The following is a 25,579-nucleotide window of genomic DNA, read 5'->3' on the forward strand; positions in this document are numbered from 1 at the left end:
GTGTTATGTGGTGGCGGAGCACTCTGGATTCGAACCAGAGATATGTTCCCTTTTCTAACCCCCGGAAAACACGACACATTTTGAGCATAGAAAATAGGGTAGACTGTTGAATTTGCGCGATTTTTGGGCACCCGCTTGGCGAACAGATCATCATGATATGTCGTCATTTTTACCTCAACGAAGCCGTCCTTCCACAAGGACCGCATAAGCCCACGCGCGCCCGTTGGCCCATCTGGGCGGCATATCAGGGAAGAAACGGACGACTGCCGCAACACGAAGGTCTGCTGCCGGGCCAGCGGATCCGGTTCTAAATGCAAGAAAACCAACCTGAGTGGGCAAGCCCGAAGAATTGACATGAAAGAGGGCGCGCCCGGCACCGCCGCCACGACCACCGACGGAAATCGGATCGCCGACGGCAACATGTGTTTCGATGTAGTCATGGAGGCCTGCGGGGTTGGAATTGAAGCCCCGGCCATCCGCGGTCCAACCTAGGTCTATCTCCGTGCCACTTCCATTTAGGAACCGGCTCTCATCCTGGCCCGCAAGCGGGCGCGGAGGGTCAGAAGACCAGGCGGCCTCGCGTTCACCGTGCAGCCTGAGCATGCGCTCCTTGGCGCGGGTTCCAGCGACGTAGAGCACGCGAGCCTCCTCGGCCGCCGCGCGCGCCGGATCATCGTGGCCCATGGGGAAGGCGCAGGTGGAAGGCATGATGATTACATCGTCGAACTCCAGGCCCTTAACTTTATGGATCGTAGAAAGTATCCGAGAGGCCCCGCGACCCACTAGTCGATCGACGTCGTCCGGTCGCAGCCAACTCCGTAACAAGCCGGCAACGTCGGACAGGCGTGCTTCGCGATCCTCCTCTCGTGCGCAGTTCCATAGGGCCGCAAGGTCGCGCATTGCCTCGCTGTCCCCTCTCGTCTCTGGGATGTGGAAGGTCTGGCGGAAATCCTTGAGGAGCGTGTCGCGCAACTCCGTCGTCGCGGTGTCATCTCCCTGGGCGATCCGCCGGTCGAGAAAATCCAGCCACAAGCCGACATGGCGACAGTCAGCGACGTTCAGGATCTCGCTCCGCTTTTGGACCCTCAGGCCAGGCAGTACAGCCGTCAGCGACTCCCGAAGACGGTCCACCTCGGCGTTGCTTCGGCAAAGGATCGCTAGGGACCTATCCTTCGGGAAATTGGCGAGTTGCTGCTGAAAATCCGCGACCAGATCGTCCCATGCCCGGTCGCGGCAATCCTCGACCCGCCATTCGCCCGTCGGCGCATCCTTACGCGCGCGCAGTGCGGAGCGCTTCAGTCGCCCGCTGACGGGACTGCGATCCAGCATTCCTGCCAGGTCGCGCTCGCTGCCTTCCACAATCGCTCGGCCCGAACGGAAGTTTACGGAAAGTGAGCAATGATCTTCCGACCCGGTTTCAAATGTCTGCTCGAACCGCTCGAAATAGGTGCCAGAGAACGCTCCGCTCGCACGGTTCCAGCGCGTGATGTCCTGATCGTCATCACCAATTGCGAATACCCCCGCTCCTGATGCCTCGGCGACCGACTCTACGATGTCGAAGATCGCATCGTTGGAGTCCTGGAATTCGTCAACTAGGATGCAGCGGCAGGCCATCGCAACCTCTGCGGCAAGCGTGGCGTCTCGACGCATGCTGTCGCTCAAAGCTGCGAGGACGTTCTCATCCTTTCTGCGTGTTCCCTCGGGAAGGAATTTCGTTGCCAGCGCATGGAAAGTTTGGACTCTCAAGTCACGAGTATACGCTCCGTAGCCCAAATCATGGAATACCGCGGCGACCCGCGCGCGGATTTCCTGCACGACGGCGCGGTTGAAGGCCATGACAAGGATCTCGCCTGGCTTCAGGCCCTGCACGTGAAGCAGATGCAGGATCCGGGCGACGAGCACGGCCGTTTTTCCGGCGCCAGGCCCCGCGTTCACCAACATAGGTCGATTGTAGGGGTGCGTGATCGCCGTCCACTGAGCTGGCTCCTCAGAGGTTTTGAAGCGCGAAAAATGTTCGTCCACGGCCTCGCCACGATAGCGGCGCAGCAGGCTCTCCACGAATTCCGAAAGGTGAGTGTCCTCCTCGCTAATGGTACCCAATTGCTGCACGAGGAACGCCTCGACCTCCTCTGCGTCGCGGCAGGCCATGTACCCTCGAACGAACCCGTCCCGCGCAGCCTCGGGTATCGCGCAAAAGGCCTCCATAACGATAAGGCGGGCCTCAGCATGCGAGTTCACAGATGCGAGTTTTGCCGCCAACTCGGGATGTCCGTCAAATCCAGCGCCGTCCCCTTGAAGGGCAATCTCGTAATGGCTTGGCAGAAGCTCCTCGCGAATCGAGAGTTGACGTAGCGCGGAAGCCAAACGGAGAGTGGCATCTAGGTCGCGGGTGCGGAAACCGCGATGGACCTCCTTAACCAACTTCACCAAGTCGCCGGCATCCACTGAAAACGTCTCGGGCCCATCCCGTCGTACCTGCGTGATCAGTCCCTGGACGGCCTGGAGTAGCTTTTCGGCGCGCTGATGCGCCTTGCGCTGCTCCGGCGCTGGAAGCCGAACACGCCAGGCGAGCCCTTCCTTCTGCGACACCTGCCTGAGATAGACCCCGCAGGACAGAGCGAGTGACTTCACCGCCCATGTCCAAGCCTGTCGGAAGGACCTTCGCTCGTCCTCAGTGACCCCAGCGAAAACGTCGCCTTCCTCGTCGCGCGCAGCGCCAACCTCCTCCATCAAGGTCGTTGGATCAACTTCGGCACCTGGCCCAACGGCCCGATTTATTAGCCACGTAATCCCCTGTTCGACGGCGTCGATTAGCGCGTTCGTTTGTTCGGGTGGCTGTTTCCAAAGCCGCAAGGGGCTCGCCGACAACGTCCAATCGATTTCCAGGGCCCGTCTTTCGCGCAACTCCGCAAGAGCGGCTATGGTCTCATCCGTTCCGGCATGTCCGCAGGCACGACTCAATGAGCCGACATCGAGAAGAACGAGCTGCACCTCCCCTCCGGCTGCGCGATCGCTGGGCGAATGGTCATCGCCAATGATTGCGAGGAGCTGCTCCGCTGCGCACCCGACTGAGTTCTCCTCATCTACGATCCTGCGAAGCGCATCGGCATGCAGGTAGACCGAAAGCGATGTGCGCACGAGATTGACGAGTGTCAGCCGACCTGCCTCCTCCAACCAGTGGAGCGACATCCGACAGCGCGTCTCCAGAGCGCGTTTGTGACCGTCGCTCGTGTAGGTTTCGAAGCCATGCGAGGGCACAATCACGCGATCTCCGGTCGCATGCTGCCGCAACTCCAAATGGAAGCTTCGGATTGATGCCTCAGTGACCTCGTTCTTCTTGCGCAAGTCCCTCGCTACAACGAAATCGGCAGGTGACCAAAGTAGGGGCGCCGGCAGTCGATCAAATCCTGCGGCCTCGCGCTCACGCATGCCGCGACCGATGCGGCCAACCTCCTGCAGGTAGTCCTCCAGGTAGGCCGGAGGCGACAGATGCACAACGTAGTGGATGTCAGGGATATCCATCCCCATTCCGAAAGCCTTCGTGGCGACGAGTACGTCGATGCGCCCATCGCGAAAGTCCTCCACGAGTTCCTCGCGCAGCCCAGCGGAGAGGCCGGCGTGGAACGCCTCGGCCGTTATTCCTGTCTCCTGCGCGATCGCCGATGCGACGGCTTCTGCATGAGAGCGGCGCGTCACAAAGACCAGCACACCGCTTCGCTGGCCAGTACGCATGCCATTCTCCTGCGCCGCGCGGACGGCAGCCGCTAGATAGGGCAACCGTTCTGGCAGGCCCTTGTCGAACTCCTTCTTCCCGAGGATCGCGCGCTGCACCTCCTCGGTTCGAACCTCGATGTGCTCTCGGAGTGGATGCGGCTGCTCGTCGGGCGGCGGTACCGACTTCAAGGCCACGCTTCGGTCCAAGCCACGCGCCGACTTCAGCACTGCAGCGAGCGCGTCCCGGTCGGCGGCGGTATGCGTGGCCGATAACATCAGGACGGGAGCAGCCGGCTCAAACTCTCGCCCAGGAGCATCAGGGAGCACCTCGGTCATCGCCTCGGAGATGTTTTGAGCGCCCGCGGCGTCTGCAGAGCGAAGAACTTCTTGTACTGCGAAGAAGTAGTCGGGTCGGAATTCGAACCCCCATTGGTTCAAACAATGTGCCTCGTCTAGGACCAGACGCTCCAGCCCCGCGTCCGCCACGATCCGTCGCTCAAGCACGTCACGGAAGATGGGGTCGCGGAGGCGCTCAGGCGCAACGTAAAGAAGGACAAGCCTGTGATCCAGTAGGCCCTCCAGGATCTCGGCCCTCTCGTGTGCCGGACGGTCGGCGTTCAGGTAGTCCGCCGAAGCGTCGAATCCTTGTATGCGCAGCCGCTCGACCTGATCCCTCATCAACGCTCTGAGCGGCGACAGAACGAGCGTGAGGCGGCGATGACGCAGGCCGCGGCAAAGTCCGGGAACCTGGAAGAGAACGGACTTTCCCTCTCCAGTTGGCAGCGTTACGACAACGTCCTGTTGTCGTTGCAAGATAGCTTCCATGGCTAATTTTTGGGTCGGCTTGAAGCCTTCCACGGCGTTGCCCTGCCCGCCAGGCGGTTGCCAGTGCGCAACGAGGAACGCCTCCATTGCCTTGATGTCTGATGGAGCGGCCTCACGTTTGATCGCGAGCGGCTCGAGAAGAGCCATTAGCTTGCCACGTTCGCGCTCTGGCAAGGCCGGGAGCGAAGGTCTCGGCGCGAGGCGACCTCGAAGTGGGCGTAGCAGTTCGCCAGCACGCGGATCGAGGATCAAAGGCGCGATACGAGCAGCAGCTAGCCCGCTTTCTTGAAGCCAGGCTTCGAGGTAAGCGCGAGAGGTTTCGACCAGTCCAGTGGCGATATCAGCGCGCGTAATCGGACCTGACGGGATCTCTGAGGCATCTGACGTACTACGTGCTAGAAGATACCACTCCTCCACGGGCAGCGCCTCGACAAGCGGGCGAAGCACTATACCTTGCGCTTCGGCAAGCCGGAGCCACTCCCGCCACTCCTCTGCCAGCATAACGACCGTACCATCAATGCGTGACGCCCGCTTCAGGTGCTCGCCACGGCTGGTGTGCTCCGCCTTGACCTCGCCATGACCGATCTCCGCCAACGCCTTTTCAAGGAGGAAAAGGAGTGTTCGGCTGCAACTGGAACCAACGAGGAGCGCCCGAACCTCTCCGTTCGCCGCCAGCCCGGCCACGTCGCTGATCACATCGGCCCAGTAGTTAGCGTTGTCGAATCCCCCAGGACCCATGCGGAATATCTTGCGCTCGGGCACAAGCGGGACGGGCGTATCTGATGTGGGGCTCAGCGGTACGATCGCCTCCGCCGGAATACGTGCGGTCCGAAGGCACCGTGGCTTTGGAAAGACGTCCAGACGCGCCGCTGCCGGGTCGGGAAGCGCCCAGCATCCCGCAATCTCTTCCCATACGAGTACCTCTTGCACGACAGAGCTGACCTGCAGCGAACCTACCGCGGTTGGAGGAACATCAATGAGGCGGACGGTTCCGGTCCACGATAGGACACGCAACGACGTTGAATCGAAATCATCCCACCACGAACCTGCGGGCGGAAGCAAGCATACCCGTAAGCCTTTTGCCTTGGCGGGCCGGGCTCCGCGACGGACGACATGGCCGAGGCGGCCTTCGATCAGCCAAGGCGGAAGCATTCCGATGCGCAGCGCGATACCCGCTGCATCGCAGCGCTCTGCCAACGCCAAGACGACCGCTGCCCGCGGATCGGAGGTGGGATCGAACTCGGCGTCAGCGCACAGGGAGTCCACGTCGACGACAAGCAGGTCCAGCGGGAGGGCGCCGCCGCCCGGTACCGGAACGACGTCGACGCCGCTGGTCCAGGCGAGTTCGTTGATTGCATGCATCGGGGCTAGAACGGGCCGGTCGCAGTTAGGCGCGGCGTCCACAACCCAAGTCGGGGTAGGCGCCGGCTCGAGAAAGTCGGCCGAGAGCTCTTGTGCAATACGCGCAATCAGGCTGGTGCTTGATGTTGGGGGATTGCTCAGGAGCGAGGCCGCGAATGAGTCGGGAAGGCGATCGAGCTGCCTACGGAAGAGCGCGAGCGCATCGGCCGCATCCATGTCGGCGCGGTGCGCACCGCTAAGGGCATGGGAAACCGCGCGCGGATCTAGCAGAGCCTCCACAAGCAGTGTGTCCCAGACGAGACCAATATCGAGCGAGTCGTTACCCTCTTCAGCGAGGATTGGGAGGTCCCAAGTGAGGACGTTGTGGCCGACTACAATCGGCGCCTTAGAAAGTCGGCGGGTCAGCTTCGCGAATGCCTCCGCCTGCTCCCCTGGCCCGCCGCCGTCGAACAGCAAGCTGCTACCAGCCGCCGTGGCCGTACCGATCTGCTGCGTCGTGTTACCATCAGTCTCAAGATCGAAGGCAAGCGCCACGCGCCATGCAAGATCCGGGGCGATGTCTGGCCGGAGAGCAATCGCTGCTGTGCGTGTCTCATGCGTAGCGGCCGCTGCGCTTAAGAGAGATTCTTTCTGCTTTTCAGAAAGAAGTTCTAGGCAGAGGAGGACCTGCTCCCCATCTGCCGTAGCGATTGCTTCGACGAAACCCTCGGGCAAAAGACCGCTCGTGCGCAGCGCCTCGAGCCAGCGCACTAGACCCGCTCCGTGCGGGAGACCGGAGTCCAGCAGGCGTGATGCGGCCTCCGCCTCCCAGGAGGCCCGGCCGCTGAGCATTTCATCGCGCTCGCGTCCGGTTGCCTCGGCCCCTCCGGCCCGAACGAACCACGCGATTACCTCCGCTCGCCTTGCCTCCGACGCGCGCGAGAGCACCTGCGGTCCGGGTCGTCCAAACAGCGATAGGCGCTCCGCCGGGACGTTATCAAGTAGGGCCACGGCGTCCGGATGCGCCGTGTCAAAACATGGAGCAAACTCGTAGAGTGCCGATCGCGACAGGGTTAGGGGGTCGAACCGCTTCAGCTCGTCCTGATCCATGCCGCAAATGCGCGTGAGCACCAAGCCGCGTAAAAGGTCATCTTCGAGATTGGCTGGGGCGGACTTGTCCCCCCATTTTTGGACGTACCAGTTCGGACGAAGCACCGCGTCGAGCCGTCCAAGGAATTCGCCCAGGGCTACCCGTCGCATCTTGTCCCAGGAAGCCTGGTCATTCGGTGCCCCGTCGTTCCAGACGATGTGATCCAATGCCGCCCATCGGACGATCTCTTTGCGATCTCCTCGCCTTGGATCGCTTCCCACAAGCGCAAGGATGGGGACTCCGGGTTTCAAGATTTCGAAGTCATCCCGCCGAATACCGGCGTTGCGGTGGAAGAAGAGGCGTTGCCCTGCGACCGATGCCGCGAAGCCGAAGCCGCGATCGGTCAGCTCGATGACTTCCGCCAAGAGCGGCAGAAAAAGCGCCTTCTTGGCTGAAATCCTGATATTCTGAGGCCGCCCATTTGCCTGACTTTTGCTCGGGCTTGATTTCTCGCTGCCCCGGCCTTGGGCGGACCTCATTATTGCGCCAAGTTGATCTAGGGACTTGGTCGTACGGTTTTTACGGGGGGGTTCTTTGGTCATCCTGCCACAATTCGAATTCCTGCCCAGCCCGAATGAAAAGCCCTTGCAGAAAACCTGCGAAGAAAGTCACCTAAGGCCAAGAATTTGTTATTTTTCTTTAAGCGTTACACGACTGGCTTCATTGGGACAAGCAAGGTTGTTCTGTAAGCGGGAAACCTTCGGGCTGGTTCAAAACGGGCTCCCAAAAAGCAATTGAAATTCGAATGAAACAGCCAGGTAGCAAGCTACCGGGTCGGTTTCGAAAGCGCCTGCGGAGTAGTCTTCTTGCCCCAACTCCTCAGCCAGCCGAAACGCACCGGATCGGCAAAAAGAACGCCCCGCGAACCCACGTTGAGTCCCGTCTGCAGGCAGGCTGCATCTTATGCCATACGAGGCTGGCTGGGTCGGCGGGCTGCCTGGAATTAGGTGGCCATCAGCTTCCATTCAACCGAAAGTCAAGTCCAGCGCCGGAAGCGCCACCCGAAAACCGTATCGCGCCAAATGCCAAACAGAGACTCACCCCATTTGGGGCGGCTATTTCGCCTGCAATTTCAAGTCTCTAGAGGCCAACGCCCCGCACAGTTCGCGGAAAACGCGACACAATACGTGAGGCGTAAAATCATTTAATATCAATATGTTAAGTGGTGGCGGAGACGAAGGGATTCGAACCCTCGAGACGGTTTCCCGTCTACTCCCTTAGCAGGGGAGCGCCTTCGACCACTCGGCCACGTCTCCGCCGACGGGTATATCCGCGCAAGCAACGGAAATTCAAGGCCAATTCGGCAGCTTTGGGAATTTTTTACGGAACCACTCGAACCCTTTGAAATAGCACGGAAAGGCGGAGGCGAGCGGCAATTTCGTGCACGGATTTGTCGTCTGTCTGATGCGGTGCCGGCTCGCCAGCACCCGATGTGCGCCGCTCGGACCGGCGAGATTCAGTTTGTCGGCAGTATTTTCCGTTACTGCCGCCGATATGAAATGGGACTGTTTCTTGCTGCACCGAGATCCGGCATCAAACATCGCATCTGGCAGGACAGTTACGGAGTTTCGGAGTTCGGCCACGCAGGGTCGACCCCGCCTGCTCCCACGAATATTCTACCCGTCGGGCGCGTCGCGTATTTCAACCACGTTCCGGCGTGTAATCCGGGCCAATCCGCCATCACTGCCCCTTATTTCGTTTTCGATGCCTTCTGCTCGACCACGTTTTGCGCAACCAGATCCTTGTAGAGTTGGCGAAGGCGCAAGGTCATGGGGCCTGCGCCCGTATGGTCGCCGATCGGTTTGCCGTCGATTTCCGCCACTGGCGTCTGCGCCCCGAAGGTGCCGGTCAGAAACGCCTCGTCCGCGCCATAGGCCTCGTAAAGTGAATAGTTCTTTTCCTGCACCGGAATGCCGTTGGCGCGGCACAGGTCGATCACCTTTTGCCTGGTGACCCCGTTCATGCAGTAATCGCCCGTCGAAGTCCAAACCTCGCCGCGGCGCACGATGAAAAAATTGCAGGCGTTGGTGGTGTTGACGAACCCGTGCGGGTCCAGCATCAGCGCCTCATCCGCGCCGGCCTGCTCGGCCTGCAGGCAGGCGATCACGCAGTTCAGCTTGGAGTGGCTGTTGTATTTGGCGTCCTGACTCATCGGCAAGCCGCGCACCTGCGGGACCGTTGCCAGCCTGATACCGCGCGATTGCAGGCTATCGGCGGGCGTGGAATGCTCGACGATGGCCACGATGGTCGGCCCCCATTTCGACAGACCCGGATGCTGGAACGGTTTGGCCTTGCGCCCGCGCGTGATCATCAGGCGGCAATGGGCATCGCCTGTCATGCCATTGGCCGTGGCGGTATCATCAAGAATCTTTCGGATGTCTTCAGCCCCCATGCCGATGTCTATCGAGACCGATTTCAGCGAATTGAACAGCCGGTCCATGTGATCGTCGAAAAAGGCCCATTCGCCGTCATACAGGCGCAACCCTTCCCACATGCCGTCGCCCAGCATGAAGCCGCTGTCATAGACCGAAACCACTGCTTCGCGCTTGGGCACCAGTTTGCCGTCGACGTAGATCAGAATGTTCTCGTTGCGATCGTCTGCCTGGGCATCGTGAGTGGAATGGCTGTGTTTGGTCATCTGTCTGTCTTCCCTCTGTGTCTTGGCCGATCATGTGATCGGGGGCAGGCTGGCGGGTAATGTCGGGCAAGGCGCGACACTTGCCTGGCGCACATGCTTTCTCTGGCAAGATCGCCAGAACGTCCAGTGCTCTCAGGATAAGTCGCGTATCAGATCGCCGATGAACTGTCACAACCTGGCGACGGCAGGAGATATTGCAAGGCGACTCATACTGGCCGAGACCTGCGACAGGAATTGTTCCCCGATCGCCGAAATCGGGCGCCCGCGCGCGGTGACGATGACCACGTCCAGCACGATCTGCGGCACAAAACGGCGCAGTACATATCCTTCGCGGTCGTCACTGGACAGGGTGAAGGGATCGACAAAGGTCACTCCCAGCCCCTGCTTGACCAGATTCAACGCGTTTCGGAACAGATCAGTGTGGCATCTCGTTTTCATGTTGGCCCCGTCGGTATGGAACGCCTCGCGCGCACGCCGGGTGACCATGTGATCCGCACCCATCACGATAAACGGGATATCATCCAGCAGCCTCGGGGTCAGCACTTTATGTTCGACCAGTGGGCTATTTTGCGGAACCGCGCAAAGGATCTCGAAGAAGAAGGGCGTATAGTCCAGGCCGTCCTGGCGCAAAGGGGGTTCACAGATCCCTATCTCGAACAGGCCCGCGGCGACCCATTCCTGTATCTTCGATGAATACTGAGACTGAAACGCGATGGTCAGGTTCGGCTTGTCCTCGGCAAACCGCGCGATTTCTCCTGGCATGAACCCAAAAGCCATGGCGTGGCTGGTCGCCACCTGCAACTGGCCGGCCTTTTGGTTCTGCAAGTCCACCACCGCTTGATTCACATGGTCGAGGCCCCGGACCACGGTATCGATTTCTTCGTACAGCACCATCGCTTCGGGCGTCGGCAGCAAGCGGCCCCTGCTGCGCTCGAAGAGCTTGAGCTTGGAGTGGCGCTCCAGTTGCCCCAGAAGGTTGGAAATGGCCGGCTGCGAGACGCCAAGCTGCTCGGCCGCGCGTGTCACGGTCCCGGTTTCGATAATGGCGTGAAAAGCCTGATAGTGGCGAAAGAAGGAGGCCATATGACACTATACATCATTTTTGCTGATGCATTGCAAAAATATTAGTATTTGAAATGATGAAAATGACGCCGCACACTGTTCTTGACCTTGGGGGAGGACAGCGTGGATCTTTTGCAAACCATCACCGGATTTGATCTGTGGCACCTGAAATTGCCCGTCGTTTCCGCAAGGGATCATGGCATCGGACGGGTCGAGGGAACCTGTGAAATCGTCGTTTTGCGCCTGACCGCCGAGGGTGGTGCTCAAGGGTTTGGCGAGGCCTCACCCTGGTCGGTTTTCACCGGAACCCCCGAGGCAAGCTATGCCGCGCTGGACCGGTACCTTCGCCCACTGGTGGTTGGCCGGAGTGTTGGTGACAGGGCAGCAATAATGGCCCAAGCCGCCCGCGCGGTGGCCCATTGCACCGAGGCCAAGGCAGCGCTGGAAACCGCGTTGCTGGATCTGGCCGGGCAGATCAGCGGTCAGCCGGTCTGGTCCCTGCTTGGGGGCAAGTGTCGCGACACGATTCCGCTAAGCTGTTCTATCGCCAATCCGGATTTTGGGGCGGATATCGAGTTGATGGAGCGCCTGCGTACCGACAAGGTCGGGCTTATCAAGCTCAAGACCGGGTTCAAGGACCATGCCTTTGACATCATGCGGCTTGAACGGATCGCTCAGGACTTTCCCGAGTTCCGTGTGCGGGTCGACTACAATCAGGGGCTTGAGATCGAAGAAGCGGTGCCGCGCGTGCTGGATGTGGCCCGCTTTACCCCGGATTTCATCGAACAGCCTGTCAGGTACCACCATTTCGACATGATGGCGCAGCTGCGAGGCTTGACCAATGTTCCCCTTTTGGCGGATGAAAGCGTGTTCGGGCCGGAAGACATGGCGCGCGCCGCGCGCGAGGGCATTTGCGACGGCGTGTCGGTCAAGATCATGAAATCAGGCGGTTTGTCCCGCGCTCAGACGGTTGCGCGGATGGCAGCGGCACACGGGTTGACGGCCTATGGCGGTGATATGTTCGAGGCCGGGCTGGCGCATCTGGCCGGAACCCACATGATCGCCGCGACGCCCGAGATAACGCTGGGCTGCGAGTTCTATCAGGCTTTGTATTTCCTGAAAGAGGACATTCTGGAGACGCCATTTGCCGTCAAGGATGGCCAGGTTGTCGTCCCGGACGGTCCGGGGTTGGGAGGGCGACCCGATCTGGACAAGCTTGATCACTACAGCGTTCGGAAATCGACATGAACGCGCGGTGTTCAGAACACGCTGGCGCCACGCGCGGCCTGGTCGTATTGCCCGGACATCAGGCGCATCAGCGCGGACACCCGGCTAAGCTGTTCGGCTTCGACACCGATTTCCTGCATCGCTTCCAGCAAGAGCGCCTCGCGTATCTCGCCATATCGCGTGCAGGCAGCGGCGCCTTCTGGCGTGGCTTCGACAGTCTTTTCCTTGCCCTGACGGCCCTGTTTGACCAACCCTGCCGCGCTGAGTTTCTTGATCGCGTAATTGACCGTATGCGTGTCTTCGACGTTCAGTACATGACAGATATCGGCCAGCTTTTTGGGGCGGTCCCGATGGCGGACCGTGTGCAGCACCAATACGTCCAGCGAGGACAGGCCGGAATAACCGGCGGCGGCCATGGCGCGCACCGTCCAGCGGGCAAAGGCATGTCCGGCGATGATCAGCCCGAATTCAAACTCGGATACTTCCGGAAAGCTCCCTTCGGCCAGGTGAGCAGAAGATACAATGGGGCCAAGAATGGATTTTGACATGACGTCAGAATATTATTCACCGTCACTTTGTCAACATTTTGTTGACGTTTTTTCCCTATGTGGCACTCTATGTCCAATCGAATCGGTCCGTTCAGCAGCGAACCCGTGGAGGGCATCATGACTGAAACGCCCAAAACCATTGCCATCGTCGGCGCCGGCATCGTCGGGGTTTCGACCGCAATATGGCTGCAGCGGGATGGCCACAGGGTCATCCTGATCGATAAGAAAGGCCCGGCCGAGGGCACCTCGTTCGGCAATGGCGGCATTTTGGCGTCCTGCTCGATCGTGCCGGTGACCGTTCCCGGCCTGCTGCCCAAGGCGCCGCGCATGTTGTTCGACCCTAATCAGCCGCTGTTTCTGCGATGGGGCTATTTGCCGAAACTGGCGCCGTGGCTGCTCAAGTACCTGGGCAACGCCAATACCAGTGGTGCTGAACGGGCGGCGGCGGCTCTGGCTCCGATCGTGGGCGACAGCCTGCAAGACCATCTGGCACTTGCACAGGGAACGGGGGCCGAGAAATGGATCAAGCCGTCGGATTACCTGTTCGTCTACAATGATCGCCCGCATTTCCGGGAAGATGCGTTCGGTTGGGGCTTGCGGCGCAAACACGGTTTCACCTGGGACGAGTTCGACGCGCAGGAGTTCCACGCCTACGATCCCATATTCGCCTCCGACCTGACCTTTGCGGTGCGCCTGAAGGATCATGGCCGAATCGCCGACCCGGGCCGATATGTCAAGGACCTTGCCGGGCATTTTCAGGCACAAGGCGGACAGCTGGTAAGGGCGGATGCCGAGGACATCGTGCATGAAAACGGGCATGTCATCGCAGTACGTGCCGCCGGGCAGAACATTGCCTGCGATGCAGCGGTCATCGCTACCGGCGCATGGTCGGGTCCGTTGACCAGGAAACTGGGTCTGAACATCCCGTTGGAGGCGGAGCGCGGATACCACATCGAATTCTGGGAACCGTCGATCATGCCGAAGGCCCCCGTTATGGTGGCAGCCCGGAAAATCGTCGCAACCCCGATGGATGGGCGCTTGCGATTGGCAGGTGTGGTCGAATTCGGTGGTCTTGAAGCGGGCGCTTCGGAGGGTCCCATCGAGTTGCTGCGAAAAAGCGCCAAAGCGGTCTTTCCAGACCTGAAAGCCGCCGAGGTGACAGAATGGCTGGGCCACCGCCCTGCCCCGGCGGATTCAATCCCGGTGATCGGAGAGTTGCCGCACATCAAGGGCGCGTTCACCGGGTTCGGACACCATCATGTTGGGCTGACAGGCGGCCCCAAAACGGGCCGTTTGCTGGCCCAACTCATCTCGGGGCGACAGCCAAATGTTGACCTGAGCGTCTATTCACCGGCACGCTATACGAAGGCCGGGCATTAACAACCACGCAATCAAACACTTCACACCAGGGAGAAAACCATGAAAACACTTGCGAAACTGATGACGGCAACTGCCCTGACTGCGGCTGCGGCGATGCCGGCCATGGCCGAGAAATGGGACATGCCAATGGCCTATTCCGGCTCGAACTTTCATTCGGTGACCGGCGCGGAATTCGCCAAATGCGTGACGACCGGCACCCAAGGCGAAATCGAGATCGTGACGCACCCGTCGGGTTCGTTGTTCCCCGGCGCACAGATCAAGCGCGCCATCCAGACCGGACAAGTGCCGATCGGCGAACGCTTGTTGTCGGGTCACCAGAACGAAGACGCAATCTTCGGCGTCGACTCGATCCCGTTCCTGGCGACGTCCTTTGACGACGCTGAAAAACTGTGGAAGGCGGCAAAGCCAACTCTTGAAAAGGTACTTGCCGACCAGAACCTGACCCTGATCTATTCGGTACCGTGGCCGCCGCAGGGCCTTTACTTCCGGGACGAAGTGAATTCGGTCGCTGACATGAAGGGCATCAAGTTCCGCTCATACAACAACGCCACCGCGCGTTTGGCGGAACTGACCGGGATGTTGCCGGTCACCATCGAGGCGGCCGAAATCAGCCAGGCATTCGCCACCGGCGTTGCGGATTCGATGGTCAGTTCGGGCGCAACCGGCTATGACCGCAAAGTCTGGGAAAGCCTGAATTACTTCTACGAAGTGGATGCCTGGCTGCCGCGCAACTATGTCATGGTGAATTCGGACACCTGGTCGGGCGTTTCGGACGCGAACAAGGCCGTGATCCAGGGCTGTGCGGAACTGGCGGAATACGCGGGTACCTGGCGCGCAGTCCAATACACCGACTTTACCCTGAAGGGTCTCAGCGACGGCGGTATGACCGTGGCCAAGGCCAGCGATCAACTGAAGGGCGAGCTGCAGCAGATCGGTGAAACCATGACAGCCGAATGGCTGGAGGCCGCCGGTGCCGACGGTGCGGCGATCGTCGAAGCCTTCAAGGCGTCCAAGTCGGAATGACTCCGGACCGGGGCGGGCGATGGTGCCTGCCCCATTCCCAATCAGCAAAAAACAGGGGGCATCATGACAATGGCCCAGCGGCTTCGCTCCGCCCTAGATTTCCTGTACCTCGGCTCTGGTATTCTTGCCGCGCTTTGCCTGATCGCGATCCTTGTGCTGATCGTGATCCAGATGATTGCCCGCTGGACGGGCGAGGTATTTCCCGGCGCACCGGATTATGCGGGCTACGCCATGGCGGCGGCCTCGTTCCTGGCCTTTGCCAACGCGCTGAACCGCGGTGCGCATATCCGTGTTTCGATCCTTTTGAATGCGGTTGGCCCGACCATGCAACGCGTGGTCAACATATGGTGTTTTGCAATCGGCACGGCAATTGCATGGTTCTTCGTCCGCTACTGCGTCAAATTCGTTTACTGGTCGTGGAAGTTCAACGATATCAGTCAGGGACAAGACAGAACCGCCCTGTGGATACCGCAATCCGTCATGCTGTTGGGCGCAGTAATCTTTGCCATCGCTCTGACGGACCACCTGATCAGCCTGATCATCAGCGGCGAGCACCGCATCAAACGCGATCTCGTCGATCAGAGCTTTGGGGAGTAAGGTAATGGAAGATTTCTCGATCATCATTCTCTTTCTCTTTGTGCTCTTCCTTCTGCTGGGAACCGGCGTCTGGGTCGGCCTTGCGCTGATGGGTGTGGCCTGGGTGGGGATGGAGCTGTTCACCACCCGCCCGGTTGGCGACGTAATGCTGACCACGATCTGGACAGCATCGTCCTCGTGGACGCTGACCGCACTTCCACTGTTCATCTGGATGGGCGAAATCCTGTATCGAACGCGGCTATCCGAGGATATGTTCAAGGGGCTGGCCCCTTGGATGGCCGGGCTGCCCGGCGGTTTGGTGCACACCAATATCGTGGGCTGTACCGTGTTTGCCGCCGTGTCGGGGTCGTCCGCTGCAACGTTGACAACGGTGGGCAAAATGTCGATCCCCGAACTGCGAAAACGGCAATACCCCGAACCGATGATAATCGGCACGCTGGCGGGCGCGGCCACGCTTGGCCTGATGATACCGCCGTCGCTGACGCTGATCGTCTATGGCGTGACCATCAACGAGTCGATTTCGAAACTGTTTTTCGCAGGTATCCTGCCCGGTCTGGTGCTGGCCACGATGTTCATGGCTTATGTGGCAATCTCCTCGCGGGTGTCCAAGACATGGAACCCGGCGCAGGAACCGCCGCTGACACTGGGGCAAAGGCTTGCAAATTCGCGATTTCTTCTGCCAGTGATCTGCCTGATCCTGGTGGTGATCGGATCGATGTACCTGGGCTATGCCACCGCGACCGAGGCCGCAGCATTCGGCGTCATCGGCGGGCTGATCCTGGCTGCCAGCCAGGGCTCGCTCAGCTGGCAGACATTTACTGAAAGCCTGATGGGGGCCACCCGCACCAGCGCGATGATCGCGCTGATCCTGGCCGGAGCCGCCTTTCTGTCGCTGTCGATGGGCTTTACCGGCCTGCCGCGCGGATTGGCGGATCTGATTGCTCAGCTTGAACTCAGCAAATTCCAGTTGCTGATGGTCTTGCTGGTATTCTACATCATCCTGGGCATGTTCCTTGACGGTATCTCGTCGGTGGTGCTGACCATGGCTGTGGTCGAGCCGATGGTGAGGCAGGCGGGCATCGATCTGATCTGGTTCGGCATTTTCATCGTCGTTGTCGTCGAGATGGCGCAGATCACGCCGCCGATCGGGTTCAACCTGTTCGTGCTGCAAGGCATGACGCATCATGAAATGGGCTTCATCGCGCGCGCGGCGTTTCCGATGTTCCTGATCATGGTGTTGATGGTCTTTGTGCTGATCGCCTTCCCCGAGATCGCAACGTGGTTGCCTGAAAATATCCGGCAGGCGCCGGGTGGCGGATAAACCTGCTGCGAGAGCATGGAGTGGGCCGTCTGGCCCACTCCAGACTTTTCCAAGCCCCAAGTCCCAGCTCCCATGATTCATCGCGCACTTTCATTCGTTGCCCGTCACGGCAAGTTGGCCCTGATTTGCGGCCTGGTTGCGGGGATCGCCTTGCCGGGCCTTGCAGGCACCCTGCGGGCGTGGATCCCCGAGATGGTGGCGCTGCTTTTGTTTCTGACGGCGTTTCGCATCGGTCCACGCGACACTGTGGAAAGCCTGCATGCAATGGCCAGGACCTCGGCAACGGCGCTGGTTCTGCAATTGGTCATGCCGCTGGTTTTTCTCGCTGTGCTGGCGATTTTCGACCTGCCGTTGTCGCCGCTTGCGCTGGCTGTTGCCCTGATGCTGGCGGCCCCGTCGGTCACCGCGTCTGCGAATCTGACGATCCTGCTCAACCATGATCCCTCCCCGGCCCTACGTCTGTTGATCCTCGGTACTGCCATCCTGCCGCTGACCTGTATTCCGGTTATTACACTGCTGCCCCAGTTTGGAGCGCTGGCGTCGGTGCTGCAGGCCGCAGGTCGTCTGTTGGCCGTCATTCTGGCGGCGGCTGCATTTGGCTTTGCATTGCGCCACTGGGGTTTTTCCGGGATGACTGACCGGGGACGTCAGGTGACGGATGGAATTACCGTTGTCACGCTGGCGGTGATCGTGATCGGCCTCATGTCGGCGGTTCGGCCAACATTCGAACAGAACCCCGCCGAATTGGGCTTTTGGCTGGCCGCCGCTTTCGGCGCCAATTTCGGTGTGCAGATAGTGGCCTTTACCGTTCTACGCCTGCTTGGTCGCCCCGATGCGGTTCCAACGGCGATCATCGCGGGAAACCGGAACTTTGCCCTGTTCTTTGTAGCCCTGCCTCCGGAAACCACCGATCCGCTGCTGATCTTTCTTGGATGCTATCAATTCCCCATGTATTTGACGCCGACCCTGTTGCGGAGGCTTTATGACCCACGCTGATCCTTTCCCCGTGATCCGGAACGTCGGACTGGACGGCATGCTTGTCACCTTTGCCGACACCATGACCGAGCCGTCGAACCGCGCGGCGCTCGCCTTTCGCGGCGCGGTGGAAGACGCCGGCTGGGAGGGGGTGATCGAAACCTCAACCTCGCTGGCCTCGACCTATGTTCGGTTCGATTTCTCGCGGCTGCCCCATACCGAGATGGAACGGTGTCTGCGCGATCTGCTGGCCTCGCGCGACTGGTACGCCGCGCCCCTGCCTGCCGGACGCAAGTTGTGGCGGGTGCCCACCGTTTATGGCACGGAACTGGCCCCGCAACTGGACGAAGCCGCCGCCGCCGCCGGGTTGCCCGTTACAGAGGCCATTCGCCGCCTCAGCCAGACACGCGTGCGCGTCCTGACCATCGGATTTGCACCGGGCCAGCCCTATCTTGGCCCGCTGGGGCCCGAGTTTAACATCCCCCGCTTAAAGGAACTGACCCCGATGGTTCCCGAAGGGGCGCTGGTTCTGGCCATTTCGCAGTTCGTATTGTTTTCGGGGCCGACCCCGACAGGGTGGCGGCATATCGGGCAAACCGCGTTTCGGTGTTTCCGGCCCGAAATTGAGCAGAGCTTTGCCCTCAATCCCGGCGACGAGATGGTGTTTGAATCGGTTCCCCGCGACGAGCTGGAACACATCTGCGCGCATAACGAGGATGGTACAGGCGGCTCAACGGCAGAGGAGATCCCAGCATGAGCCTGATCGTCCGCCGTATCGGCCCTGCTTGCACGGTTCAGGATCAGGGGCGCGACGGGTTCCTTGATCAGGGCTTGTCGCGCTCGGGCGCCGCGGACCTGCTGGCCCTGCACGAAGGGGCCGCACTTTTGGGTCAACCGGCTGCGCTGGCGGCACTGGAGATGGCGGGGATGGGCGGCGAGTTCGAGGCGTTGGAGGACATCCGCATCGCCCTGACCGGCGCGCCGATGCAGGCCAGCATCGACGGCAGTCCGGCGATGTGGAATGCCTCGCACCTGCTGGCCAAGGGGCAACGGTTGACTTTGGGGGCTGTACTCAAGGGTGGTTATGGTTACCTGCATTTGGGCGGCGGCATCGCAACTGAACCGTTCCTGGGATCACGCGCCACACATCTGACTGCCAAAATCGGCAGGGCTGTTGAAACCGGGGACACATTGCCCGGTGGGCCTGACGCGGGTATCACGGGTATGAAACTGGTGCCCGCCGAGCGGTTTTCGGGCGGTGCGCTGCGCATCGTGCCCAGCTTTCAGACCGCGCTTTTCGATCCGGAGACTTTGGCCCGGTTCGAACAGACCGAATTCCGGCGCGGCCCGCGCGCCAACAGGATGGGTATGCAACTGGACAGTGACGGCGAGGGGTTCGCGGCGCAGGGGCAGCTCAACATTCTGTCCGAAGTCATCACCCCGGGTGATATCCAGATGACCGGATCGGGAAACCCTTTCATCCTGCTCCCTGAATGCCAGACCACCGGCGGTTATCCCCGCATCGCCACGGTCGTGCCCTGCGACCTGCCTCGCGCGGCTCAGACACCGGCAGGTGGCAAGATCAGGTTCCAGTTCGTGACACTGGACGAGGCGACGGCCCTTCAAACCGCTTTTGTCAAGGATCTGGCGGGGCTGTCCCGACGGGTCGAACCACTGGTCCGCGACCCGCATGACATTGCCGACCTTCTGTCCTACCAATTGATCAGCGGAGTTGTTTCCGCGACCGACTGAGGAGACTGCCGATGAACCGCGTCGATCTGAACGCCGATATGGGAGAAAGCTTTGGCCCTTGGAAAATGGGCGATGACGACAGCCTTTTGAAAATCATCACCTCGGCCAATATCGCCTGCGGGTTTCACGCGGGCGACCCGGACGTGATGGCAATGACCATGCGGCTTGCTGCGGACAACGATGTGGGGATCGGCGCCCATCCCGGCTTTCCCGATCTGCAGGGGTTCGGGAGGCGCAACATGAAGGTGCCGCACAGCTCGCTGCGCAATCTGGTTCGCTATCAGTTGGGCGCGGCACAAGGTATGGCAAGAGCCGTTGGCACCAGCGTCAGACACCTGAAACTGCACGGGGCGCTGGCCAATATGTGTTCAGCCGATCAGGACATGGCGCGCGCCTGTTATGAGGGCGCACTGGATGTGAACCCGGACATCATCATCATGGTTTTGGCGGCAACCCAGCAGGAAGCAGCCGTGCGCGAACTGGGCTGCAATTGGGTAGGCGAAATCTTTGCCGACCGGGCCTATAACGACGACGGCACACTGGTGGATCGTTCCCTTCCCGGAGCCGTCATTCACGACCCCGAGATCGCCGGGCCACGCATTCTGAACATGGTGCGCGAAGGGGCGATCATCACCGAAAACGGCAAGCGGCTGGAAGCCTCGATCGACACGATCTGCCTGCACGGCGACGGGCCGACAGCGGTTCAGATCGCCAAATCTGTACGTTCCAGTCTGATTGACGGTGGCATCAAGGTAAGCAAGTTCGAGCGTTAGATAGTCGGGCGGTTGGCCAAAACGCAAAACCCTTTGGCGTCTGTTCACAAGCGCGGGCCCAGGCCGCGCTCCATCTATCCGGTGCAGCCGAACAGGCCGCCTGACCCCGGAGGAACTCAATGAACGTCAAAGTCACGCTCGACCAGCCAACCGCGAAATTCCAACCCGGCAAGACCGTGTTGATCTGCCAAGCGCGCCACCTGCGCAGAAAACTGGCCTTGGTGAAATTGTCGCCATCGGATGCCGAACGTCTGGCCGAAGGTGATACCATTACCCTCATGATCGATCCCACGGACAACGAGACCTTGGCAACTGAAATGCGCGACCTGACGTCGTGCTGGCGCATCGTGATGATCGAAACCCGTCCTGAAGGGCCATTCGCTTATTGCATGCCGCAAGGCCCGTCATTCGGGCGGCCAATGTTATTGATCTGACAATCGGGCGTTAAGAAACGCGGCCCGTTTTCGCTGCGCAATCCAATAAAAAGCGGCTGCGGTTGAGAGCGCAGCCGTCCAGTACCCGTGAGCGAGCGCCAGACCTTAGGATGGTCCGATCATGAAACAGGTGACATTGCGGGCTTTGAGGCGACGGCAGGCCAGATCAGCCTGTTCGCGTGTCATGCCCTGGAAAGTGGCATCATACCCGCGCGACCCTTGATTGACTTTGCGCAGGGTACCGTCGAGCGTGGTCATTTCCGCCAACGCCGTTCTCAGCAGGATTTTCTCTGCCTCGTACCGGCTGGGATAGCGCCCGACATTGATACCCCACAGATGGCCACCGGAAGTGGACAGGCGGGTGACAATTTCTTGTTCGGGCTCTGGCTCGGGGGCCGGTGACGCGGATGCCAGAACCAGTTCTTTTGGGCGTCCCACGGGCCGGGTATCGGTAACCTCGGCAACGGCTTGTGCAGCCGTCGATCCGACTTCGGCAATCGCAGCCTCGATACTTTCCTGGATCAAAGTGCCGTTCTCGGCCGCATTTTCAGCGATGGCGCTGGCAAGCAGCACTGGCTGGGCACCGGAACGCGAAAGTGGGCGAAGGCTCTTTTCGGGGGCGCCAACCAGCCGGATCGTCTTGGTCACGCCATCGCTGATACCGGTGTTCCCGGCATAGACCGGACGTGCGGGTTTGCGGATCGGCGCGCGCGAAGGCGCCTTGCGGAATCCCAGATCCAAAAGCTCTGCCACCTTGGCATTGCGCGAGGCGCTGGAATTGCCGCCAAAAACCGTGGCGATGATGCGCTCATCCCCGCGTTTGGCCGAAGCCACAAGATTGAAACCTGCCGCGCGGGTGTATCCGGTCTTGATCCCGTCCGCGCCCTTGTAGGCTGCCAGCAGTTTCCGGTTGGTGTTGGGGACGGTCTTGATCCCCGCATTCGTGGATTGGCGCGAGAACAGGTTGTAATACTGTGGATAGTCATACAGCAGGTGCCGCCCCAGGGTTGTCATGTCGCGGGCACTGGAAAGGTGCCCTGCCTCGGTCAAACCATGTGCGTTCTTGAAGGTCGTACGCGTCATTCCCATCGACTTGGCGGTGCGCGTCATGCGGCGGGCAAAAGCGGACTCGGACCCGCTGAGCGTGACACCGATCGCCGTCGCGGCGTCATTGGCCGATTTCACCGCAGCCGCGCGGATAAGATAACGAAACGCAATCTTCTGTCCGGTCCGCAATCCAAGCTTCGACGGCGGTTCTACCGCCGCCTCGGACGGAACAGTCACCATGGTATCCAGGGTAATCTCGCCGTTCCGCACCGCTTCGAACGCGATGTAGAGCGTCATCATTTTTGTCAGAGAGGCAGGATGCAGTCGGGCATCGGCGTTTTTGGAATGCAGGACTTCGCCCGTTCGGGCATCAATGACCATTGCCGCGTAAGGCGCCGCCACCGCGTGAAGCGGCAGCATCAATAGCAGCCACAAAAATGCTAGAAGATATAGCCCCATACGGGCCGGACTTGTCCGCCGAACCTGCACGATCTTTGCCTCTGTCTGCCTCGCGCCGCCGGATTTTCCGGTCAGCAAAATTCATTTTTATTGCCTCAAGCGTAACACAGGGTTTTGTTGATTGAAACCGAAAGCGCCATATTTGCATGATCAATTTCTTGAAACCACCGACCTGCATATAGTGGCGGGACTTACAAAAGCGCCCCATATCTGGTGTATCTTCGACCTATCGACGATAATCGCCCCTTAAAATTTGAAAGATGAGGCGCTTTTGCAACAAGCGCAACTAGTCCAGAGAACGCACCAGATCCGCCAAATCGCCCAGATCAGAAATCTCGCGAAACCGGTTGTGATCGTCGGGTGCGTCGGCTTGTTCCACCTCCCACACCAACCCGTGCGGTACAAATACCCCCCATCCCCCGGCTTCGATCGCAGGCAGAACATCCGACCGCATGGAGTTGCCCACCATCATCGATTGCGCCGCGCCATCGCCATGACGGGCAAAAATACCGTGATAGATGTCAGGCGTTTTTTCCGAAACGATCTCGACAAAGTTGAACAACTCACCCAATCCCGACTGCGCCAGCTTGCGTTCCTGATCAATCAGGTCGCCCTTGGTGATCAGCACGACCTTGTGCGTTTCCGCCACGGCCTCGACTGCCTCGCGCGCATGAGGCAACAACTCGATGGGGTGCGCCAGCATCTCCTGCCCCGCTTCGATCAACTGGCGGATCACCGAGGCAGGTACACGGTCTTGCGTCACCTCGATGGCGGTTTCGATCATCGACAGGGTAAAGCCTTTGATTCCGTAGCCATAGTGCCTGATGTTGCGTCGTTCCGCGGCCAACAGCCGTTCCATCAGGTGATCTTTCTCGGCGTGATCAGCCAGCAGTTCAGCGAAATGCGACTGGGTCAGCTGAAAGAACCGTTCGTTGTGCCACAATGTGTCGTCGGCATCGAACCCGACAGTCGTGAGCATTTGTCCCATGCCAATTTGCCTGCTTTCTCTTTTCCAAAGCTGCGCTAAGGTTATATAAGCTCCCAATTGAATCGAAGGCTGAATCGGAATTTCGAAAGTAATGGTGATCGAACCCCTGTTGATGTCGGACAAATCGGACGAGGATGGAAGCACCTCGATCCTTGTGCAGACGCGCCCAAAAACCAAGCGTCCGCCGCTCTACAAGGTTCTGCTGCTGAATGACGATTACACGCCGATGGAATTCGTGGTGCATGTGCTGGAACGCTTCTTTGGTATGAGCCATGCGCAGGCGTTCGAGATCATGCTTACCGTCCACAAGAAAGGCGTGGCCGTTGTCGGGGTGTTCAGCCACGAGATTGCGGAAACCAAGGTCGGGCAAGTGATGGATTTCGCCCGACGCCACCAGCACCCGCTTCAATGCACGATGGAAAAAGAGGATTGAACCGGTTGACTGGCCGTGACTGCGCCTGCCTCTGTCAATTGCGAAACCGCAATCCATCCCTCTGACACACGACTTGGAATCCTGAATGTCGCCTCGCGTTTCACTTGCCCTCGACGCCGGACTGACCCTGTCCGAAAACGTATCAGCCCTGTTGCCCACGCCTGAACATGATCTGTCAGACCTGCCCGGCCAGGCCGAAGTGGTGCAGCCGTTCAAGCCGTTCCACGATCATTTCGCGGCACTGGGGTTTCATGCAGTACCCGCTTCGGACACTCCGTGTACCGATGCGATCCTGTTTCTGCCGCGCGCCAAGGCGCAGGCCAGGGCGATGGTGCAACAGGCGTGCACAAGGGCCTCGGGAACCGTTGTCATCGACGGCGGCAAGACCGATGGCGTGGACGGCCTGTTCAAGGATATTCGCAAGAGGGTCGATGTTCGGGGGCCGATCTCCAAGGCGCATGGCAAGATTTTCTGGTTCAAATCCGATGCCGACGCATTTTCCGACTGGGCCGCGCCGGAACACCAGCAGGCCGACGGGTTCGTGACCGCGCCCGGCGTCTTTTCCGCCGATGGCATTGATCCCGCGTCCGAGTTGCTTTTGGCCGCCCTGCCCGCAAAACTGGGCCGCCATGTCGCGGACTTTGGGGCGGGTTGGGGGTACCTGTCGGCGCAGATTCTTAAGGACGAGCGTATCGAAAAGCTAGATCTGGTCGAGGCCGATCACCTCGCGCTGAGCTGCGCACGGGAAAACGTGCCGGATGCCCGTGCCCGATTTCATTGGGCCGACGCCATCACATGGAAATCCGCCGAGCCGCTGGATGCGGTCGTCATGAACCCGCCGTTTCACACCTCCCGGGCCGCCGACCCGTCGCTGGGCAAGGGATTCATTCAGTCCGCCGCCCGCAACCTGGGCAAGTCTGGGCACCTGTGGATGGTCGCCAACCGCCACCTGCCGTATGAGGCCACGCTTGGCGATTCCTTCGCATCCGTGGAAGAAGCGTCGGGAGACAACCGTTTCAAAGTGCTTCACGCCTCTCGCCCTCGCCGGTGATCCCGGTTAACGTGCGCCGCAACTCAGGAGGAACCGGATGTCCTTTTCCATCGCAGGCAAAACCGCAATCGTCACCGGGGGCGCAAATGGCATCGGCCTTGCCATAGGCAGACACTTTGCCGAGGCCGGGGCAAATGTCATGTTCGCGGACATGGACGAAGCCGGATTGGCCAACGAATTGGGAGAGCAGGGCGAAGACAGCAATATCAGGTATTTCGCCGGAGATCTGCGCGAGAAACTGACCATCGCCAATCTGCTGTCGGCGACCATCGACGCCTTTGATCAGGTGGACATCCTGGTCAACGGAGCGCGGCAGGTTCTGCCGACCGATCCCCTGGACCCCGAGGATGACACGGTGCGCGAGTTGCTGAATCAGAATCTCATGCCGGCGATGCGGCTCACCCAGATGGTCGCAAACCGGATGATCAAGCAGACCGAAAAGGACAATGAAAGCCCGGCCGGATCGATCATCAACCTGTCTTCGGTCGCTGCGCGCAGGACACATCCCAACCTTCTGGCTTACTCGGTTTCTACCGCCGCCCTCGATCAGCTGACCCGCTCGCTGGCGGTCTCTCTCGCCCCCAAGCGCATCCGCGTGAACGCCATCGCAATCGGCTCGGTGATGAGTGCGTCGCTGCGAACTACCTTGAAGGACAACCGCGAATTCCGTCTGGATATCGAACGGCATACCCCTCTGGCCCGCATCGCGGCGCCGACCGAGTTAACCGAAGCCGCGCAATTTCTGGCCTCGGAAGCCTCCGGCTTCATGACCGGCCAGATCCTGACCGTCGATGGCGGGCGCACCCTTCTCGATTCCGTTGCGGCCCCGGCTCATTGATAC

The 25,579-nt window shown here is 60.2% G+C and carries 19 protein-coding genes and 1 tRNA gene; 13 read left to right on the forward strand and 7 right to left on the reverse strand.

The features are described from left to right. Positions 1-174: 174 nt before the first annotated feature. The 4 genes from ACR0LZ_RS08515 to ACR0LZ_RS08530 form a co-directional block, all read right to left on the reverse strand. Positions 175-7,509, reverse strand: a complete 7,335-nt coding sequence (locus ACR0LZ_RS08515; RefSeq protein ID WP_480749370.1) for a UvrD-helicase domain-containing protein — start codon at positions 7,507-7,509, stop codon at positions 175-177. A gap of 687 nt (positions 7,510-8,196) precedes the next feature. Continuing rightward, a tRNA-Ser gene (locus ACR0LZ_RS08520) sits at positions 8,197-8,286 on the reverse strand. Positions 8,287-8,720: 434 nt separating this feature from the next. After that, positions 8,721-9,668, reverse strand: a complete 948-nt coding sequence (locus ACR0LZ_RS08525; RefSeq protein WP_480749371.1) for an aminotransferase class IV — start codon at positions 9,666-9,668, stop codon at positions 8,721-8,723. 168 nt (positions 9,669-9,836) lie between these two features. After that, positions 9,837-10,751: a LysR family transcriptional regulator gene (locus tag ACR0LZ_RS08530; protein ID WP_480749372.1), complete on the reverse strand. Its 915-nt coding sequence runs from the start codon at positions 10,749-10,751 to the stop codon at positions 9,837-9,839. Between the two features lie 102 nt (positions 10,752-10,853). Here ACR0LZ_RS08530 and ACR0LZ_RS08535 point away from each other — a divergent pair, with 102 nt between their 5' ends. Further along, positions 10,854-11,978, forward strand: coding sequence for an enolase C-terminal domain-like protein (locus tag ACR0LZ_RS08535; protein WP_480749373.1), 1,125 nt, complete (start codon positions 10,854-10,856; stop codon positions 11,976-11,978). 11 nt (positions 11,979-11,989) lie between these two features. On the opposite strand, the gene ACR0LZ_RS08540 is transcribed toward ACR0LZ_RS08535, so the two are convergent. Continuing rightward, positions 11,990-12,505, reverse strand: a complete 516-nt coding sequence (locus tag ACR0LZ_RS08540) for a winged helix DNA-binding protein (protein WP_480749374.1) — start codon at positions 12,503-12,505, stop codon at positions 11,990-11,992. A 117-nt stretch (positions 12,506-12,622) separates the two neighbouring features. On the opposite strand from ACR0LZ_RS08540, the gene ACR0LZ_RS08545 reads away from it, so the two are divergent. The 9 genes from ACR0LZ_RS08545 to ACR0LZ_RS08585 all read left to right on the forward strand — a co-directional run bounded on the left by ACR0LZ_RS08545 (position 12,623) and on the right by ACR0LZ_RS08585 (position 20,760). Continuing rightward, positions 12,623-13,885, forward strand: a complete 1,263-nt coding sequence (locus ACR0LZ_RS08545) for an NAD(P)/FAD-dependent oxidoreductase (RefSeq protein WP_480749375.1) — start codon at positions 12,623-12,625, stop codon at positions 13,883-13,885. Between the two features lie 39 nt (positions 13,886-13,924). Beyond that, on the forward strand, positions 13,925-14,908 hold the full coding sequence (locus tag ACR0LZ_RS08550) for a TRAP transporter substrate-binding protein (RefSeq protein WP_480749376.1): 984 nt from the start codon (positions 13,925-13,927) through the stop codon (positions 14,906-14,908). Between the two features lie 63 nt (positions 14,909-14,971). After that, complete coding sequence (locus tag ACR0LZ_RS08555) at positions 14,972-15,505, forward strand: TRAP transporter small permease (protein WP_480749377.1); 534 nt, start codon at positions 14,972-14,974, stop codon at positions 15,503-15,505. Positions 15,506-15,509: 4 nt separating this feature from the next. After that, positions 15,510-16,826: a TRAP transporter large permease gene (locus ACR0LZ_RS08560; protein ID WP_480749378.1), complete on the forward strand. Its 1,317-nt coding sequence runs from the start codon at positions 15,510-15,512 to the stop codon at positions 16,824-16,826. A gap of 72 nt (positions 16,827-16,898) precedes the next feature. Beyond that, complete coding sequence (locus ACR0LZ_RS08565; protein ID WP_480749379.1) at positions 16,899-17,822, forward strand: hypothetical protein; 924 nt, start codon at positions 16,899-16,901, stop codon at positions 17,820-17,822. Then, the gene (locus ACR0LZ_RS08570) at positions 17,809-18,558 is read left to right on the forward strand and encodes a 5-oxoprolinase subunit B family protein (RefSeq protein ID WP_480749380.1); all 750 of its coding nucleotides are present in this window, start codon (positions 17,809-17,811) and stop codon (positions 18,556-18,558) included. Before ACR0LZ_RS08565 ends, ACR0LZ_RS08570 begins: the two co-directional genes overlap by 14 nt. Beyond that, positions 18,555-19,553, forward strand: a complete 999-nt coding sequence (locus ACR0LZ_RS08575; RefSeq protein ID WP_480749381.1) for a 5-oxoprolinase subunit C family protein — start codon at positions 18,555-18,557, stop codon at positions 19,551-19,553. The genes ACR0LZ_RS08570 and ACR0LZ_RS08575 overlap by 4 nt, the downstream gene beginning before the upstream one ends. A gap of 11 nt (positions 19,554-19,564) precedes the next feature. After that, positions 19,565-20,326: a LamB/YcsF family protein gene (locus tag ACR0LZ_RS08580; RefSeq protein ID WP_480749382.1), complete on the forward strand. Its 762-nt coding sequence runs from the start codon at positions 19,565-19,567 to the stop codon at positions 20,324-20,326. Between the two features lie 119 nt (positions 20,327-20,445). Beyond that, the gene (locus tag ACR0LZ_RS08585) at positions 20,446-20,760 is read left to right on the forward strand and encodes a hypothetical protein (RefSeq protein WP_480749383.1); all 315 of its coding nucleotides are present in this window, start codon (positions 20,446-20,448) and stop codon (positions 20,758-20,760) included. Between the two features lie 105 nt (positions 20,761-20,865). On the opposite strand, the gene ACR0LZ_RS08590 is transcribed toward ACR0LZ_RS08585, so the two are convergent. Further along, positions 20,866-22,266, reverse strand: a complete 1,401-nt coding sequence (locus ACR0LZ_RS08590; protein WP_480749580.1) for a D-alanyl-D-alanine carboxypeptidase family protein — start codon at positions 22,264-22,266, stop codon at positions 20,866-20,868. 286 nt (positions 22,267-22,552) lie between these two features. Continuing rightward, a complete protein-coding gene (locus tag ACR0LZ_RS08595) occupies positions 22,553-23,254 on the reverse strand; it encodes an HAD family hydrolase (RefSeq protein WP_480749384.1) in 702 nt (233 codons plus the stop codon). A gap of 91 nt (positions 23,255-23,345) precedes the next feature. Here ACR0LZ_RS08595 and clpS point away from each other — a divergent pair, with 91 nt between their 5' ends. The 3 genes from clpS to ACR0LZ_RS08610 all read left to right on the forward strand — a co-directional run bounded on the left by clpS (position 23,346) and on the right by ACR0LZ_RS08610 (position 25,576). Then, positions 23,346-23,687: an ATP-dependent Clp protease adapter ClpS gene (clpS, locus tag ACR0LZ_RS08600; protein ID WP_480749385.1), complete on the forward strand. Its 342-nt coding sequence runs from the start codon at positions 23,346-23,348 to the stop codon at positions 23,685-23,687. 85 nt (positions 23,688-23,772) lie between these two features. Then, positions 23,773-24,738 (forward strand): class I SAM-dependent methyltransferase, encoded by a 966-nt coding sequence (locus tag ACR0LZ_RS08605; RefSeq protein WP_480749386.1) that lies wholly within the window; start codon positions 23,773-23,775, stop codon positions 24,736-24,738. A gap of 37 nt (positions 24,739-24,775) precedes the next feature. Further along, positions 24,776-25,576 carry an SDR family NAD(P)-dependent oxidoreductase gene (locus tag ACR0LZ_RS08610; RefSeq protein WP_480749387.1) on the forward strand — a complete coding sequence of 267 codons (801 nt, stop codon included), beginning with the start codon at positions 24,776-24,778 and terminating at the stop codon, positions 25,574-25,576. Positions 25,577-25,579: the final 3 nt, after the last annotated feature.

It is taken from the genome of Ruegeria sp. CI1, assembly GCF_056536925.1.

Coding starts and splice junctions, on each gene's coding strand:
- ACR0LZ_RS08575 (WP_480749381.1), top strand. CDS start 18,555: ATGAGCCTGATCGTCCGCCGTATCGGCCCTGCTTGCACGGTTCAGGAT.
- ACR0LZ_RS08565 (WP_480749379.1), top strand. CDS start 16,899: ATGATTCATCGCGCACTTTCATTCGTTGCCCGTCACGGCAAGTTGGCC.
- ACR0LZ_RS08515 (WP_480749370.1), bottom strand. CDS start 7,509: ATGAGGTCCGCCCAAGGCCGGGGCAGCGAGAAATCAAGCCCGAGCAAA.
- ACR0LZ_RS08550 (WP_480749376.1), top strand. CDS start 13,925: ATGAAAACACTTGCGAAACTGATGACGGCAACTGCCCTGACTGCGGCT.
- ACR0LZ_RS08555 (WP_480749377.1), top strand. CDS start 14,972: ATGACAATGGCCCAGCGGCTTCGCTCCGCCCTAGATTTCCTGTACCTC.
- ACR0LZ_RS08530 (WP_480749372.1), bottom strand. CDS start 10,751: ATGGCCTCCTTCTTTCGCCACTATCAGGCTTTTCACGCCATTATCGAA.
- ACR0LZ_RS08590 (WP_480749580.1), bottom strand. CDS start 22,266: ATGGGGCTATATCTTCTAGCATTTTTGTGGCTGCTATTGATGCTGCCG.
- ACR0LZ_RS08585 (WP_480749383.1), top strand. CDS start 20,446: ATGAACGTCAAAGTCACGCTCGACCAGCCAACCGCGAAATTCCAACCC.
- ACR0LZ_RS08525 (WP_480749371.1), bottom strand. CDS start 9,668: ATGACCAAACACAGCCATTCCACTCACGATGCCCAGGCAGACGATCGC.
- ACR0LZ_RS08580 (WP_480749382.1), top strand. CDS start 19,565: ATGAACCGCGTCGATCTGAACGCCGATATGGGAGAAAGCTTTGGCCCT.
- ACR0LZ_RS08595 (WP_480749384.1), bottom strand. CDS start 23,254: ATGGGACAAATGCTCACGACTGTCGGGTTCGATGCCGACGACACATTG.
- ACR0LZ_RS08545 (WP_480749375.1), top strand. CDS start 12,623: ATGACTGAAACGCCCAAAACCATTGCCATCGTCGGCGCCGGCATCGTC.
- clpS (WP_480749385.1), top strand. CDS start 23,346: ATGGTGATCGAACCCCTGTTGATGTCGGACAAATCGGACGAGGATGGA.
- ACR0LZ_RS08610 (WP_480749387.1), top strand. CDS start 24,776: ATGTCCTTTTCCATCGCAGGCAAAACCGCAATCGTCACCGGGGGCGCA.
- ACR0LZ_RS08560 (WP_480749378.1), top strand. CDS start 15,510: ATGGAAGATTTCTCGATCATCATTCTCTTTCTCTTTGTGCTCTTCCTT.
- ACR0LZ_RS08570 (WP_480749380.1), top strand. CDS start 17,809: ATGACCCACGCTGATCCTTTCCCCGTGATCCGGAACGTCGGACTGGAC.
- ACR0LZ_RS08540 (WP_480749374.1), bottom strand. CDS start 12,505: ATGTCAAAATCCATTCTTGGCCCCATTGTATCTTCTGCTCACCTGGCC.
- ACR0LZ_RS08605 (WP_480749386.1), top strand. CDS start 23,773: ATGTCGCCTCGCGTTTCACTTGCCCTCGACGCCGGACTGACCCTGTCC.